Annotated in this window: 16 protein-coding genes; 4 read left to right on the top strand and 12 right to left on the bottom strand. The window is 60.0% G+C overall.

All coding sequences use genetic code 11. From position 1 onward, the window contains the following. Both ASN89_RS12510 and ASN89_RS12505 read left to right on the top strand, forming a co-directional pair. Positions 1–641: YbfB/YjiJ family MFS transporter (locus tag ASN89_RS12510; RefSeq protein ID WP_152988552.1), on the top strand; the 641-nt coding region annotated here is incomplete at its 5' end. 38 nt (positions 642–679) lie between these two features. Next, a complete protein-coding gene (locus ASN89_RS12505) occupies positions 680–1,210 on the top strand; it encodes an ankyrin repeat domain-containing protein (RefSeq protein ID WP_058049463.1) in 531 nt (176 codons plus the stop codon). Positions 1,211–1,373: 163 nt separating this feature from the next. Here ASN89_RS12505 and guaA read toward each other — a convergent pair whose 3' ends face one another. From guaA to ASN89_RS12485, 4 genes are all read right to left on the bottom strand, one after another. Then, positions 1,374–2,984 (bottom strand): glutamine-hydrolyzing GMP synthase, encoded by a 1,611-nt coding sequence (gene guaA, locus ASN89_RS12500; RefSeq protein WP_035818203.1) that lies wholly within the window; start codon positions 2,982–2,984, stop codon positions 1,374–1,376. Positions 2,985–3,050: 66 nt separating this feature from the next. After that, positions 3,051–4,511, bottom strand: a complete 1,461-nt coding sequence (gene guaB / locus ASN89_RS12495) for an IMP dehydrogenase (RefSeq protein ID WP_035818200.1) — start codon at positions 4,509–4,511, stop codon at positions 3,051–3,053. 135 nt (positions 4,512–4,646) lie between these two features. Further along, on the bottom strand, positions 4,647–4,952 hold the full coding sequence (locus tag ASN89_RS12490; protein WP_058049462.1) for an RnfH family protein: 306 nt from the start codon (positions 4,950–4,952) through the stop codon (positions 4,647–4,649). Then, complete coding sequence (locus ASN89_RS12485; protein WP_035818194.1) at positions 4,945–5,376, bottom strand: type II toxin-antitoxin system RatA family toxin; 432 nt, start codon at positions 5,374–5,376, stop codon at positions 4,945–4,947. The genes ASN89_RS12490 and ASN89_RS12485 overlap by 8 nt, the downstream gene beginning before the upstream one ends. A 93-nt stretch (positions 5,377–5,469) precedes the next feature. Between ASN89_RS12485 and smpB the strand changes: the two genes are divergently transcribed. Beyond that, complete coding sequence (smpB, locus tag ASN89_RS12480; protein ID WP_034752217.1) at positions 5,470–5,919, top strand: SsrA-binding protein SmpB; 450 nt, start codon at positions 5,470–5,472, stop codon at positions 5,917–5,919. A gap of 308 nt (positions 5,920–6,227) precedes the next feature. Here the strand turns inward: smpB and ASN89_RS12475 are convergent, their stop codons facing one another. The 5 genes from ASN89_RS12475 to ppsA all read right to left on the bottom strand — a co-directional run bounded on the left by ASN89_RS12475 (position 6,228) and on the right by ppsA (position 11,778). Further along, positions 6,228–6,536, bottom strand: coding sequence for an H-NS family nucleoid-associated regulatory protein (locus ASN89_RS12475; protein WP_010397665.1), 309 nt, complete (start codon positions 6,534–6,536; stop codon positions 6,228–6,230). A gap of 620 nt (positions 6,537–7,156) precedes the next feature. Next, complete coding sequence (locus ASN89_RS12470) at positions 7,157–8,101, bottom strand: SPFH domain-containing protein (RefSeq protein WP_046684976.1); 945 nt, start codon at positions 8,099–8,101, stop codon at positions 7,157–7,159. A 15-nt stretch (positions 8,102–8,116) separates the two neighbouring features. Next, entirely contained in the window at positions 8,117–8,533 is a 417-nt protein-coding gene (locus ASN89_RS12465; RefSeq protein ID WP_046684975.1) for an NfeD family protein, read from the bottom strand. Positions 8,534–8,701: 168 nt separating this feature from the next. Then, a complete protein-coding gene (locus ASN89_RS12460) occupies positions 8,702–9,199 on the bottom strand; it encodes a Dps family protein (RefSeq protein ID WP_046684974.1) in 498 nt (165 codons plus the stop codon). A 146-nt stretch (positions 9,200–9,345) separates the two neighbouring features. After that, positions 9,346–11,778: a phosphoenolpyruvate synthase gene (gene ppsA / locus ASN89_RS12455; protein ID WP_046685533.1), complete on the bottom strand. Its 2,433-nt coding sequence runs from the start codon at positions 11,776–11,778 to the stop codon at positions 9,346–9,348. Between the two features lie 152 nt (positions 11,779–11,930). Here ppsA and ASN89_RS12450 point away from each other — a divergent pair, with 152 nt between their 5' ends. Continuing rightward, on the top strand, positions 11,931–12,779 hold the full coding sequence (locus ASN89_RS12450) for a pyruvate, water dikinase regulatory protein (protein ID WP_035818186.1): 849 nt from the start codon (positions 11,931–11,933) through the stop codon (positions 12,777–12,779). 35 nt (positions 12,780–12,814) lie between these two features. Here ASN89_RS12450 and ASN89_RS12445 read toward each other — a convergent pair whose 3' ends face one another. The 3 genes from ASN89_RS12445 to rnhB are packed head-to-tail and all read right to left on the bottom strand — an operon-like array spanning position 12,815 to position 15,449. Beyond that, entirely contained in the window at positions 12,815–14,017 is a 1,203-nt protein-coding gene (locus tag ASN89_RS12445) for an aminotransferase class V-fold PLP-dependent enzyme (protein WP_058049461.1), read from the bottom strand. 11 nt (positions 14,018–14,028) lie between these two features. After that, positions 14,029–14,814: a TrmH family RNA methyltransferase gene (locus tag ASN89_RS12440; RefSeq protein WP_058049460.1), complete on the bottom strand. Its 786-nt coding sequence runs from the start codon at positions 14,812–14,814 to the stop codon at positions 14,029–14,031. Next, complete coding sequence (gene rnhB / locus ASN89_RS12435; protein ID WP_046684971.1) at positions 14,811–15,449, bottom strand: ribonuclease HII; 639 nt, start codon at positions 15,447–15,449, stop codon at positions 14,811–14,813. Before rnhB ends, ASN89_RS12440 begins: the two co-directional genes overlap by 4 nt. Positions 15,450–15,452: the final 3 nt, after the last annotated feature.

The following is a 15,452-nucleotide window of genomic DNA, read 5'->3' as shown; positions in this document are numbered from 1 at the left end:
GCCTGCTCGCCACCGCCTTCATGGCGCTGCCGGCCAAGGCGATCGGCGAAGCGCCGCGCGCCCTCGACACGCCGCGGCGCTTCGCCTGGGGCGACTTTTCCCCCAGCCTGGCCGGCTATTTCATGTTTGGCGTCGGCTACATCGGCTACATGACCTTCGTCATCGCCCTGCTCAAGCAGCAAGGCATGAGCGACACCCTGATCACCGTTTTCTACACTGTATTGGGTCTGGCGGTGGTGGCGTCGTCGCGCATCTGGGCCCGCATGCTCGACCGCTACAAGGGCGGCGAATCGCTGGCGATCCTGAACGGCGTGCTGGGCGCAGTCACCATCCTGCCCGCACTGACGAGTTTTGTACCAGTCGTGTTCCTCTCCGGCCTCGTCTTCGGCGCCGTGTTCCTGTCGGTAGTGGCGTCGACCACGGCCCTGGTGCGGCATAACCTGCCGCAGCAATCCTGGACGGCCGGCATTAGCGCCTACACGACGGTATTCGCGCTGGGCCAGATAGTTGGCCCCATCGTCGTCGGCTGGATCGCCGACGGCCCGGCCGGACTGGAGCGGGGCTTGATTGCCTCGGCCATCGCCCTGTTCATCGGCGCCGCGCTGGCCTCGCGGCAAAAGGCGCTGGCGCCGGCCGCATAGTAGACTAGGACATTGACCACCCTCGCAGAAAGAACACGATGACCGACGCACGAAACCTCCCGCCAACGATGGATGCCGAAACCCTGGAATTCATCCAGGGCCTGTTTGCCCTCGTGCGCGAAGGCGACACGCAGCAACTGGGCGCCATGGTCGCCCAAGGCGTGCCGGTCAACTTCCGTAACGAAAAAGGCGACAGCCTGATCATGCTGGCCAGCTACCATGGCCATTTGGAAACGTCGCGCCTGCTGCTTGAAGCGGGCGCCGACGCCAACGTCCCCAACGACCAGGGCCAGACGCCGCTGGCCGGCGTGGCCTACAAAGGCTACCTGGACATCGCCGCCCTGCTGCTCCAGCACGGCGCCAGGGTGGAAGGCAGCAGCCCGGACGGCAAGACACCGTTGATGATGGCCGCCATGTTCAACCGCCTGGCCATCCTCGACCTGCTGCTGCAACACGGCGCGCGCATCGACGCCGTGGACAGCCGCGGCATGAACGCCGTCAAGCTGGCCCAGACCATGAATGCGCAGGAGACACTGGCTCGCCTGGTCAGCCTGGGACAGACGGCGTGAATGCGGCGACCATAGCAAACCCTTCAGCGGCAGCATGACGTATACAGCCGGTCCCGCCGCACGCCACCCCCGCCACCTCGTTTCGCCAAAAAAAAGCCCCTGAAAAATCAGGGGCTTAGCTGTTTCATTGACCCGGCGTTACCTTACGCTGCCGGATGGGAGATTATTCCCACTCGATGGTCGCCGGCGGCTTGCCCGAAATATCGTAGACGACGCGGTTGATGCCGCGCACTTCATTGATGATGCGGTTCGACACCTTGCCCAGCAAGCTGTGCGGCAGGTGCGCCCAGTGGGCTGTCATGAAGTCTTGCGTTTGCACGGCGCGCAGGGCCACCACGTATTCGTAGGTACGGCCATCACCCATCACGCCCACCGATTTGACGGGCAGGAACACGGCGAAAGCCTGGCTGGTCGCTTCGTACCAGTTGGTCGGCACGCTATCCTGGTCGAAGCCGGGAACCACGACCGGCTCATACGGCGTGTTGCGCAGCTCTTCGATGAAGATGGCGTCGGCGCGGCGCAGCAGGTCGGCGTAGTCTTTCTTGACTTCGCCGAGGATGCGCACGCCCAGACCAGGGCCCGGGAATGGGTGACGGTAGACCATGTCATGCGGCAAGCCCAGGGCCACGCCGAGTTTACGCACTTCATCCTTGAACAGTTCACGCAGCGGTTCGAGCAACTTGAGCTTCATGGTGTCCGGCAAGCCGCCCACGTTATGGTGGCTCTTGATGGTCTGGCCCTTTTTACCTTTGCCGGCCGATTCGATCACGTCCGGGTAAATCGTGCCTTGCGCCAGCCATTTGGCGTTGACCAGCTTGCCCGATTCGACCTGGAACACTTCGACGAATTCGCGGCCGATGATCTTGCGCTTTTGCTCAGGATCGGTGACGCCGGCCAGGTGGCCCATGAACTGCTCTTCCGCATCGACGCGGATGACTTTCACGCCCAGGTTCTTGGCGAACATGTCCATCACCATCTTGCCTTCGTCCAGGCGCAGCAGGCCGTGGTCGACGAAGACGCAGGTCAGCTGGTCGCCGATGGCGCGATGGATCAGGGCTGCCGCGACGGAAGAATCAACGCCGCCGGACAGGCCCAGGATGACGTCGTCGGTGCCGACTTGCGCGCGGATTTTTTCCACCGCTTCGCTGATGTAGTCGGGCATGTTCCAGTCCGATTTGCAGCCGCAGATTTCATGCACGAAACGGCCGAGCATGGCCTTGCCCTGCACCGTGTGCGTCACTTCCGGGTGGAATTGCACACCGTAGAACTGGCGCTCTTCGTCGGCCATGGCGGCGATCGGGCAACTCGGGGTGTTGCCCATCAGCTTGAAGCCTGGTGGCATTTCCAGCACCTTGTCACCATGGCTCATCCACACTTTCAGCATGCCGTGGCCTTCGTCGGTGACGAAGTCGGCGATACCGTTGAGCAACTTGGTGTGGCTGCGGGCGCGCACTTCGGCGTAGCCGAATTCGCGCACCAGGCCGTTTTCCACCTTGCCGCCCAGCTGGGCCGCCATGGTTTGCATGCCGTAGCAGATGCCCAGTACGGGCACGCCCAGCTCGAACACGGCTTGCGGCGCGCGCGGCGAATCGCCGTCCAGGGTGGAATTGTGGCTGCCCGACAGGATCACGCCGGCGGCGCCATAGTTGCGCACGAATTCATCGCTGACGTCATACGGGAAGACTTCGGAAAACACGCCGGAATCGCGCACGCGGCGGGCGATCAACTGGGTGACTTGGGAACCGAAATCGAGAATGAGGATTTTAGAATGCATGATGGTGACTTTATCTGAGGTCATTACAAAACCGGCGCACTGGGCGCCGGTCTGGTGTGTCGCTATTTACTCGGAACGGTAATTCGGCGCTTCCTTGGTAATCTGCACATCATGGACATGCGACTCGCGCATGCCGGCCGAGGTGATTTCCACGAATTCCGCTTTTTCGCGCAGTTCGTCGATGGTGGCGCAACCGCAGTAACCCATCGATTGACGCACGCCGCCCACCAGCTGGAAGATGATCGCCAGCACGCTGCCCTTATAGGCAACACGGCCTTCGATACCTTCAGGCACGAACTTATCGGCCTTCATGGTGGCGTCCTGGAAATAACGGTCAGCCGAACCATCGGACATCGCGCCCAGCGAACCCATGCCGCGGTACGATTTGTAGCTGCGGCCCTGATACAGGATCACTTCGCCCGGTGCTTCTTCCGTACCGGCAAACATGGAGCCCATCATGACGGTCGAGGCGCCAGCGGCCAGCGCTTTCGAGATATCGCCCGAGAAGCGGATACCGCCGTCGGCGATACATGGCACGCCCGTGCCTTCCAGTGCCTCGGCAACATTCGAGATGGCCGTGATTTGCGGCACGCCCACACCGGCGACGATACGCGTGGTGCAGATCGAGCCAGGACCGATGCCGACCTTGACCGCATCGGCGCCGTATTCCACCAGCGCCTTGGCGGCGGCGGCGGTAGCGATGTTGCCGCCAATCACTTCGACTTGCGGATACTTGGTCTTGATCCAGCGTACGCGGTCGAGGATGCCTTGCGAGTGGCCGTGGGCCGTGTCGACCACCAGCACGTCGACGCCGGCGGCGACCAGCAGATCGATGCGCTCTTCATCCTTGGCGCCTACGCCGACGGCAGCGCCGACCAGCAGTTTGCCCTGGCTGTCTTTCGACGCGAACGGGTGGGAAGTCGACTTCTGGATATCCTTGACAGTAATCAGACCGCGCAGCTCAAACGCGTCGTTGACGACCAGCACGCGCTCGAGACGGTGCTTGTTCATCAGGCGCTTGGCTTCGGCCGTATCGGCGTCTTCATTGACGACCACCAGCTTTTCGCGCGGGGTCATCTTGGCGGAAGCTTCCGCGTCGAGTTCCTGCTCAAAGCGCAAATCGCGGTTGGTGATGATGCCGACGACTTCCTTTCCTTTGACAACCGGGAAACCGCTGATGCCGTATTGTTCCGTCAGTGCAATCACGTCGCGGATTTTCATTTCCGGCGGAATCGTGATCGGATCACGCAGCACACCTGCTTCGAAACGCTTTACGCGGGCCACTTCACGTGCCTGGTCCTTCGGATTCAAATTCTTGTGGATGATGCCGATGCCGCCTTCCTGGGCCATCGCGATCGCCAGACGGGCTTCCGTCACCGTATCCATGGCTGCGGACAGCAAGGGAATATTCAGGGTGATATTGCGGGTCAGGCGAGTTTTGAGGGACGTATCGGCGGGCAGAACGTTGGAGTAGGCTGGGACGAGCAGCACGTCATCGAATGTGAGTGCTTTTTGAAGTAGACGCATAGCATTTCCTATTGGCGCAAAAGCAGATTATACAGAAAAAAGCGCCCTCCGTCCTTGCAGCATAGAAAAGATATTTGAAAATAGCAAAAAATGGCGCGCGCCAGGCAGCGGCCTCAAGGTGAAGCCCCAGCCCGTTCAGCCCTTGGCGGGCTTGCCGCCAGCCCGGCGCCGGCGCGCCTCTTTCGGGTCCGCCTGCAAGGGCCGGTACACTTCCACGCGGTCATGTTCGCGCAAGACCGTATCGAGCGGCTTCTTCTTGCCATAGATGCCGACCATATTGACGGCCAGGTCGATGCCGGGGATTTCCTGCAGCAAGCCGCTGTGCGCCACCGCCTGCTCGATGGTGGTGCCCACTGGCACCGTCAAGGCGCGCAGGAAGCTGCCATCGGGCAAGGCGTGGCAGACTTGCACGGGGATACCATGCGTGCTGACCTCAGCCATACACGGTCTCCGCGCGCTTGCAGAAGGAATCGACCATGCTGTTGGCGATCATGCCGAAGACGGGGCCGATGATCTGTTCCAGCACACGGCTGGAAAACTCGTAGTGTAGGTCCAGTTCGATCTTGCAGGCGTCTTCGCGCAAGGCTTTGAAGGTCCACACGCCATCGAGGGTCTTGAAAGGACCGTCCACCAGCTTCATCTTGATGGAAGTCGGCGGCACGTTCTCGTTGGACGTGGTGAAGCTTTGGCGCACGCCGTGGTAATGTATGCCCACGCTGGCGACAACCGTGTTCTCGCCCCGCTCGCGAATCTCGACCGCACCGCACCAGGGCAGGAATTTGGGATAATCCTCCACCGCCGCCACCAGCGCGAACATTTGTTCGGCGCTATAGCCGAGAAAAACTGATTTATGTACTACTGCCATTGAAGAACCATTTGCTATGATGTTGGATACATTTGATTTTATCGCGCTTGCGCGAGACAGTAGTTTAACCGACCCGCGCACATTTACCATCTCATGACCATAGCAGACAACAGAAAAGCCTTCCACGACTACTTTATCGAGGATCGCTACGAAGCCGGCATCGTGCTGGAAGGCTGGGAAGTCAAAGCCATCCGCGACGCCCGCGTACAAATCAAGGAAGCCTACGTCGTCGTCCGCGGCGATGAACTCTTCCTGTTCGGCGCGCATATCAGCGCCCTGCCGACCGCCTCCACCCATATCCATCCGGAAGCCGTGCGCACGCGCAAGCTGCTGCTGCACCGCACGGAAATGGATAAACTGATCGGCAAGGTGGAACGCTCCGGCTACACCCTCGTGCCGCTCAACCTGCACTACAAGGGCGGCCGCGTGAAATGCGAAATCGGTCTGGCCAAAGGCAAGAAGCAGCACGACAAGCGGGCTGCGGAACGCGACCGCGATGGCGCGCGCGAAGTGCAGGCGGCAATGAAATCGCACCGCCGCTGATCCTGCACTGCGCGCAGCATGCTGCGGCCACACCAACAAACCCGGCTATATGCCGGGTTTTATTTTGCCGATTGCCTGCGACAAACGGAAATGCACAGCCCACGGGATAAAAACAGAAAAAGGAAGAGATATGGCGGAAATAAGACTGGTATTGACGAAAATACCGGGGAGATAATCAATGTGAATCAGCTCTGCCTGTCTGGCCAAAGACGATAAATCAGGAAAGTTCCGGATGCTTGCATGCTGCCTGGTATTACCCCTGCACTACTCCACAGGACAAGCATCCGAATGAATGGCGTATTACTACATTACACCTTCAGCAGATCGCGCGACTTGCCCGAATCGGTCCACTCCTTGACCCATTTCGGTTGACGGCCACGGCCAGTCCATTGCTGCGTCGCATCATCCGGATTGCGATAGCGTACTGCCACCGTGCCGGTTTTAGCGCGGATACCCGTACCAACCAGATCTTTGACGGAAACACCAACGCTCTGGGCGATCGCCAGGATTTGTTCGCGCGCTTTGGACAGATCGTCCTGTTCGCGTTTCTTCATTTGCTTCTTGATGTCGTCCTGCAAGGTGCGCAGTTCGGACAGGGATAAGCTGGACAGATCCATGATATTTCCTTGTGTGAGTTGAAAAATATAACTGAACAGTTAAATTCTATCCAATTGTAACGCGACTGAGGTGATTTTTCTGAAGATTTGATTGTTTTTTACAATTCTTTTACCAAAAATCCTACTTCCCCGGCTTTCAAGCGATGCGCGTCTTCAATCAAGGAGGCGGACATCGTACATGGACCATCTGCGCAAGTACCCCTGCTTTGCACGGCGGCGTTTGCATACAGCGCCATCGACCATGTTTATTCTGCAGTACTGCCATTGCAATTTATAGCAATTCAAAATTGCAATTAAAAAATATACATGGAACCAATACTGTGGGGTATCGGGCATCGCCTTCAAATGCCGCCCGTGCATCGGAGCAATCACCGCCATCTACATGCGGCAGATTTTACGCCAATTAAAAAAATCAGCACAACACGGAAGCACATAATCGCGAAAGTGCGCACAGCATAGCATGAGGAATATATTTTTCAACATTAAGCATTCACCCGCAGTTACTCCCCCCTGCTGCCTGCAGATAATCAAGACGGTACAAATGCAAACTGCCCGCTATACAGCGGGCAGTATTGACGACAAACTTGCTACGGACTTGCTATTCACCCAGCCAGCGCTAATCAGGGAATCGCCACGCCGCCTTTCGGCTTCTGGGTTTTCACCACCTGCATCGCAGTGGCGATCAAACCGCTCATATCACCGAGATTGGCCGGCACGATAATCGAGTTATTCGTTTTCGCCAATTGCGCGAAGGCGCCCACATACTGCTCGGCTACTTTCAGGTTGACGGCATCTTCGCCGCCCGGCTCGCGAATGGCGGCGCCCACTTGGCGCAGCGCCTCGGCACTGGCCTGCGCCAGCGCGACGATGGCTGTCGCCTGGCCTTCGGCGCGGTTGATCGATGCCTGCTTCTCGCCTTCGGAGCGGGCAATATTCGCTTCGCGCTCGCCGCTGGCGATATTGATCTGCTCCTGCTTGCGCCCTTCCGAAGCGGCAATCAGCGCGCGCTTTTCACGCTCGGCCGTAATCTGCGCCTGCATCGCATGCAAGATCTCCTTGGGCGGCGTCAAATCCTTGATTTCATAGCGCAATACCTTCACGCCCCAATTCGCCGCCGATTCATCGATGGCATTCACGATGGCCGTATTGATATGGTCGCGTTCTTCAAATGTCTTGTCGAGTTCCATTTTACCGATCACCGAGCGCAAGGTCGTTTGCGCCAATTGCGTAATGGCGGCAATATAATTCGACGAGCCATACGAAGCACGCATGGCATCGGTAATCTGGAAATACAGAATGCCATCGACCTGCAATTGCGTATTGTCGCGCGTAATGCACACCTGCGGCGGCACATCGAGTGGAATTTCCTTGAGCACATGCTTGTAGGCGATACGATCAACAAAAGGCACGACAATATTCAGGCCAGGGCCCAATACCGCATGGAACTTGCCCAGGCGTTCCACCACCCAGGCATGCTGTTGCGGCACGACATTGACCGTCTTGAAGACAAAGACCAATGCCAGCAATAACAAGATCAGCGACATGCTTCCGATGCTTACTTCCATAATCTATTCTCCAGGTTATCCAACAATCAAACGGCTGCCGCGCACGGCGCGTATGGTGTAATGACCGGCCTGCGTATCGCTGCCGGGAATCAGTTCCACATCCCACAAGGCGCCGCGATACATGACACGCGCCGCACCATCGACCCAGTGCGCGACTGCCACGCTTTGGCCGATATCGAGATTCACATTCGGATCCTGGGCCGCATCGCGCCGCGCCGCCTTGCCAAAACGGCTGCGCCGCAATAACAAGGTAGCCGCCACGCCGACAATGGCGGCCGTCAGGGCCTGCCAGCCGCCATTTCCGCCCGCCAGCGCCACCAATCCTCCGGCACTGACGCCGATGGCGATCATCAGCAAATAAAACGTGCCTGTAAACAGCTCCAGGATCAATACCGCGCCAGCCGCGACAAACCAGCCTACCCATTCAGCCATGATGCCTCCATCCTTGTGAATACGAAAATAAAAAACCCCGCGGCCTATATAAGCGACGGGGTTTAATGCGCTGCACTGCCTGATATTATTCTTGCCAAACACCTATATACAAGCAGTCTAACGCAATTCCGGATGGCGTCAATAGCCAGGGAAGAAATAGCGCCGTGTTTATTCCTCGAGCAGGCTGCGCAGCATCCACGCCGTCTTCTCATGCAAATCCAGGCGCTGCGTGATCAGGTCGGCCGTCGGCTGGTCATTGGCTTTTTCCAGCAACGGGAATAGGCGGCGCGCCGTGCGCGCGGTCGCTTCCTGTGCCGATACCAGGTGACTGACCATCTCCAGCGCCGGCGGCACGCCGTCGATTTCCTTGATCGAAGCGAGCTTGACGAATTCCTTGTAGGTACCCGGCGCCGGATAGCCGAGGGCGCGGATGCGCTCGGCGATCAGGTCCAGCGCGGCCCACTGTTCCGTGTATTGCGTCATGAACATCAGGTGCAGCGTATTGAACATCGGTCCCTTGACGTTCCAGTGAAAATTATGGGTCATCAGGTACAAGGTGTAGCTGTCGGCCAGCAGGCCGGACAGGCCTTCCGCAATCTTCGCGCGGTCCGCCTCGGAAATGCCGATGTCGATCTTTGCAACTTTGCTCGGTTTCTTGCTTGCCATGTGAACTCCTGTTTCAATGTATTGGTGGAATCATTTTAGCTGATCTGGCGCAAGCCCATCGAATGCTGCCGTGCGCCGCATGGCGGGCATAAAAAAACCCGCTGCCGGGTGAGCGGCAGCAGGTTTTCAGACGGCGATAAAGATGCTTACGCTTTCAGCGCAGCCAGCTTTTGCCAGGTATCGATCACCGAGTCGGGATTCAGGGACATCGATTCGATGCCCTGCTCCATCAGCCAGACGGCGAAGTCCGGATGGTCGGAAGGACCCTGGCCGCAAATGCCGATGTACTTGCCGCGTGCCAGGCAAGCCTTGATGGCCAGGGCCAGCAGGGCTTTCACGGCAGGATCGCGCTCGTCGAAGTCGGCGGCCAGCAATTCCATGCCGGAATCGCGGTCCAGGCCCAAGGTCAGCTGGGTCAGGTCGTTCGAACCGATCGAGAAGCCGTCGAAATGGTCGAGGAACTGGTCGGCCAAGATGGCGTTCGACGGTACTTCGCACATCATGATGACGCGCAAATCGTTTTCGCCGCGCTTCAGGCCATTTTTTGCCAGCAGGTCGATGACTTTCTCGGCCTGGCCCAAGGTACGCACGAATGGCACCATGATTTCCACGTTCGTCAGGCCCATGTCATTGCGCACGCGCTTCATCGCTTCGCATTCCATGTTGAACGCTTCGGAGAAGTCGGCCGACAGGTAGCGCGCCGCGCCGCGGAAGCCCAGCATCGGGTTTTCCTCGTCCGGCTCGTAGCGCGAACCGCCGATCAGCTTTTTGTACTCGTTCGACTTGAAGTCGGACAGGCGCACGATGACTTTCTTCGGCCAGAACGCGGCGGCGATGGTGGCGATGCCTTCGGCCAGCTTGTCGATGTAGAACGCCTTCGGCGAAGCGTGGCCGCGCGCCACCGATTCCACGGCCTTTTTCAGGTCGGCGTCGATGTTCGGGTATTCCAGGATCGCGCGCGGATGCACACCAATATTGTTATTGATGATGAATTCCAGGCGCGCCAGGCCCACGCCCGCATTCGGCACGGACTGGAAGTCGAACGCCAGCTGCGGATTGCCCACGTTGAGCATGATCTTGGTGTCGAGCTTCGGCAATTCGCCGCGCGACACTTCCGACACTTCCGTTTCCAGCAAGCCGTCGTAGATCTTGCCTTCGTCGCCTTCGGAGCACACCACGGTGACGAACGTGCCGTCTTTCAGCACGTCGGTCGCGTCGCCGCAGCCGACGACGGCCGGCACGCCGAGTTCACGGGCAATAATTGCAGCGTGGCAAGTACGGCCGCCACGGTTGGTGACGATGGCCGATGCGCGCTTCATGACCGGTTCCCAGTTCGGGTCCGTCATGTCGGCAACGAGCACGTCGCCTGGCTGCACACGCTCCATGTCGGCCGGGTCGTGGATCACGCGCACGGGGCCGGCGCCGATCTTCTGGCCGATGGCGCGGCCGGACGTCAGCACGGTGCCCGTGCTTTTCAGCTTGAAGCGTTCCTGCACGTCGGTCGCCTTTTGCTGCGACTTGACGGTTTCGGGACGCGCCTGCAGGATGTACAGCTTGCCGTCGCGGCCATCCTTGCCCCACTCGATGTCCATCGGACGGCCGTAGTGGTTCTCGATGATGACGGCGTATTTGGCCAGTTCCACCACTTCGCTGTCGTTCAGCGAGTAGCGGTTGCGCATTTCGACGGGCACGTCGACGGTTTTCACGGAACGGCCAGCTTTCGCTTCGTTCGTGAATTCCATCTTCAGCAGCTTCGAGCCGATATTGCGGCGGATGACAGGCGACTTGCCTTTTTCCAGCATCGGCTTGTGCACATAGAATTCGTCAGGATTGACGGCGCCCTGCACCACGGTTTCGCCCAAGCCATAGCTGGAGGTGACGAAGACCACGTCCTTGAAACCCGACTCGGTATCGATGGTAAACATCACGCCGGCCGCGCCCAGGTCGGAACGCACCATGCGCTGCACACCGGCCGACAGGGCCACCTCGGCGTGCGTAAAGCCTTTATGTACGCGGTAGGAGATGGCGCGGTCGTTGTACAACGATGCGAACACCTGTTTCATGGCGTCGAGCACGTTGTCGATGCCGACCACGTTCAGGAAGGTTTCTTGTTGACCAGCAAAAGAAGCGTCCGGCAAGTCTTCCGCCGTGGCGGAGGAACGCACGGCAAACGACATTTCCGTGTCGGAATCGGCTACCAGCTTGGCGTAGAACTGGTCGATTTCGGCGGCCAGGCGTGGCTGGAATGGCGTTTCCACGATCCATTGACGGATCTCGGCACCGGCTTGCGCCAGCGAGCGCACGTCATCGATGTCCAGCCCTTCGAGGCGCTGGGCGATGCGTTCGGCCAGCGGCAAGCCGCCATTGGCGCTATACGACAGGAAATCGCGGAATGCCTGCGCCGTGGTGGCAAAGCCACCGGGCACGCGCACGCCGGCTTCCGCCAGTTGGCTGATCATTTCGCCCAGGGAGGCGTTCTTGCCGCCGACGGATTCGACATCCGTCATGCGCAAATGCTCGAACGAGGCAACATACACCGCGTCCTTGTCTTCCTGCTGTTGCGATACTGCGTTGGTCATAATGACACCCTTACTGATGATAGAAATCTTTACGCGCGGCGCACAGACAGTCTTCTTGTTATTCTTGGCGTCGTGCAGCACAATCATACCGTTGCAGCCATTTTACCTTGTGCGGCGCAAATTGACGACGCACAATCTTGATCCGAAAACCCATGACACAAGAACCACGCCCTCCTCTGCCCTCCGCGGCCCGCACCGTCTTCTTCGTTTCCGACGGCACCGGCATCACCGCCGAGACGTTCGGCCACTCGGTGCTGACGCAGTTCGATCTGCGCTTCCGCCAGATCCGCCTGCCCTTCATCGACACCATGGACAAGGCCTACGAGGCGGCGCGAAAGATCAACGAAGCGTTTGCCACCGACGGCCAGCGCCCGATCATTTTCTCCACCCTGGTAAAGAACGACCTGTCGGCCGTGATCCGCAAGTCCAGCGGCATGCACATGGACCTGATCCAGACCTTTGTCGCCCCGCTGGAGCAGGAGCTGGGCGTGATGTCGACCCATACCATCGGGCGCTCGCACAACATCGTCGACAGCGAGGAATACAAGAACCGCATCGAGGCGATCAACTATTCGCTGGCGCATGACGATGGCCAGTCGCACAAAAACCTGTCCTCGGCCGATGTCATTCTGGTGGGTGTTTCGCGCTCTGGCAAGACCCCGACCAGCCTGTATCTGGCCATGCAATACGGCATCAAGGCAGCCAATTATCCGCTGATTCCCGACGATTTCGAGCGCGACAAGCTGCCATCGGCCTTGCTGGAATTTAAGAATAAAATTTTCGGATTGAGCATTACGCCCGAACGTTTGTCGGAAATACGCAACGAAAGACGCGCTGGAAGCAAGTATGCGGCCATTGAAAATTGCCGTTACGAGGTCAACGAGGCGGAAAAAATGATGAAACGCGAGGGAATACGCTGGCTGTCATCGACCACCAAGTCGATCGAGGAGATCTCCACGACAATCTTGCAAGAGATCAAGCCGAACCGCCGCGAGTACTGAGAACACCTGACCAAACCTGCTGCGCGTCGATTTTGTCAGGTGGTCGCCTCGCTGGAGAGCGCCGTCAGCGCGGCCACCAGCCGGTCCAGTTCACCGGTGGTGGTGGTGATGGCCACCGTGGCGCGCACGACATCGGCATCGCCGATATTGCGCTGCACGGTGAAGACGCCAAAACGCTGCAGCAAGGCTTGCTGCAGATCGCGCGCGCTCATGCCGTCGACGGCAAAGGCGACCAGCGCCGTGCCCCGCCTGGCATCGAGCGGAGACAACATGTGCACGCCGGGCAATTGCGCCACCCGCCCGACCCAGTAATCGCGCAGCCAGGCCAGGCGTTCGTTCTTGGCCGGCGCGCCGCCCAGGCGCTCATGGAAGTCCAATGCGGCAGGCGCAGCCAGGATGGCGCCGATCGGCGGCATGCCCATGTGCAGGCGGCTGCGGATATCGTCCAGCGGATAATCGTCGTCGCCACAATGCGGCTCGATCTTGTGTAACTGCGATGCGCGGATATACACGACACCGAGTCCCGCCGGCGCCCCCAGCCATTTATGCAGATTGAAACCGGCGAAATCGACGCCCATAGCATGCACGTCCACGTCGACCTGCCCCAGCGCATGGGCGCTGTCGAGCAGCACGTCGATGCCGTGTTCGCGCGCCAGCGCCATGATGTCCTGCAGCGGCAGTTGCTGGCCGTTGGCCGGCGTCACCTGCGACAGCAGCAGCAACTTGGGCTTGACGGCTAGGCGCATGGCTTGCGCGTAACGGGCGATGATCTCGTCATCGCTGATGGGCAGGCTCAATTGAACTTGCGTACTGGTGACGCCACGGCGCTGCGCCAGCCAGCGCATGGCCGTGCGCATGGCCGGATAATCGAGATTACTCCACAGCACCGTATCGCCGGACGCCAGGCCGTGGTATTGCGTGATCAGCACCTGCATGGATTCGGTGCCGCTGCGGGTCAGCAGGATTTCGTGCGGCTGCGCGTGAATCAGCGCGGCGACGCGCTGGCGCAGGATATCCACGTGCGTACGCGTGAATTCGCCGCGCACGAAGGGACTCAGTTGCTCGTTGGTGTAGCGCACGGCCTGTTCGAACGCCGCGTGCACAGGGCTGGCCATGGCGCCGAAATAGCCATGCTCGAGATTGACGATGGCGTCCGGCGGCGCGGGATAAAACGCGGCAACCTGGCGCCACCAGGCCTCGTCACGTACAGCACCATCGGCAAGCGGAGGAAAAGACATGGCTACCCTGTTCAGGACTGGCCCTGGCGCAGCTGCTCGAAGAAGCAGACGGCGGCGCAGGCGGCCACGTTCAGCGATTCGATTTGGCCCAGGTGGGGAATGACCACCTGGTGCGTGGCCATAGCCAGCAGGTCGTCGGCCACGCCCTGCCCTTCATGGCCGAACAGCCAGGCGACGGGCTGGCGCAGGTCGACGTCGTACAGCTGCTTCGTGGCGTAGCCGCTGGTGGCGAGGGTGGCCACCTTGGCGCCGGCAACGAGCGCCGCCAGGTCGACGTTTTCAAAGATGTCGAGCACGAAGTGCGCACCCATGGCCGCGCGCAGCACCTTCGGCGACCAGCAGAATGCCGTGCCGGCGCTGCAGTACACCTGCGTGATGCCGGCGGCGGCGGCGCTGCGCAAAATCGACCCCACGTTGCCTGGGTCTTGCAGGTTATCGAGCAGCACAGCCGATACGCTCAGGGGTTGCGTGACGGCCCGTTCCGGGGTCTCGATGAGGAACATCACGCCCACGCCGTGTTCGACCTGGCTCACCGCGTTGTACAGCGCGTCGGGCAAGCCCAGTACGTGCGCGCGCTGGCTTTCCAGCTGGCCGACGATGTCCGCCACTTCCGGGTTCCGCAAGGCGCTTTCGCTGACGATGCACTGCTCCGGCATGCCGCGCAGCTGCAAATACGACTGGCACAGGTGCACGCCGTCGAGCAAGGTACGACCCGACTTGCGGCGCGCCTGCGAACTGCCCGCCAGCTTCAGCAAATCCTTGTATTGCGCATTGTCGCGCGAGGTAATCGTCTTCATGCCGCCACCTCTTGTCCGCCAAACAGCGCGATCACGTTGCGCACGGGGGCGAACGAGCGGCGGTGCACGGGCGAGGCGCCATGCAGGTGCAGGCGCTCGAGGTGCAGCTTGGTGCCGTAACCCTTGTGCTGGTCGAAGCAGTATTCGGGATAGGCCGCATGCAGGTGCACGAGGGCCGCATCGCGCGCCGTCTTGGCCAGGATCGAGGCGGCGGAAATCGAATCGACCTTGTCGTCGCCACCGACGATGGCCATGCCGCGTATCGGCATCACGGGACAGCGGTTGCCGTCGATCAGGGCCAGGGTCGGCACGGTGGCCAGGGCCTCGACGGCGCGGCGCATGGCCAGCATCGACGCCTGCAGGATGTTCAGGCGGTCGATCTCTTCTTCCGACGCTTCGGCGATGGCCCAGGCCAGGGCCTTGGCCTTGATCTGCGGCGCCAGCAAATCACGTTTCGCTTCGCTGAGTTTTTTCGAATCGCGCAAGCCGTCGATGGGCTGCTGCGGGTCGAGGATCACGGCGGCGGCGAACACGGGGCCGGCCAGCGGACCGCGGCCTGCCTCGTCGACGCCGCAGATGATTTCATCGAGCGAGAATGGCAAGTCGTCAAACAGGCCGGGATAGATATTTTTCACGTT

This window comes from Janthinobacterium sp. Ant5-2-1, from assembly GCF_001445815.1.
Taxonomy (GTDB): Bacteria; Pseudomonadota; Gammaproteobacteria; order Burkholderiales; family Burkholderiaceae_D; genus Janthinobacterium; species Janthinobacterium lividum_E.
This window is presented reverse-complemented; position numbering and strand designations above follow the sequence as displayed.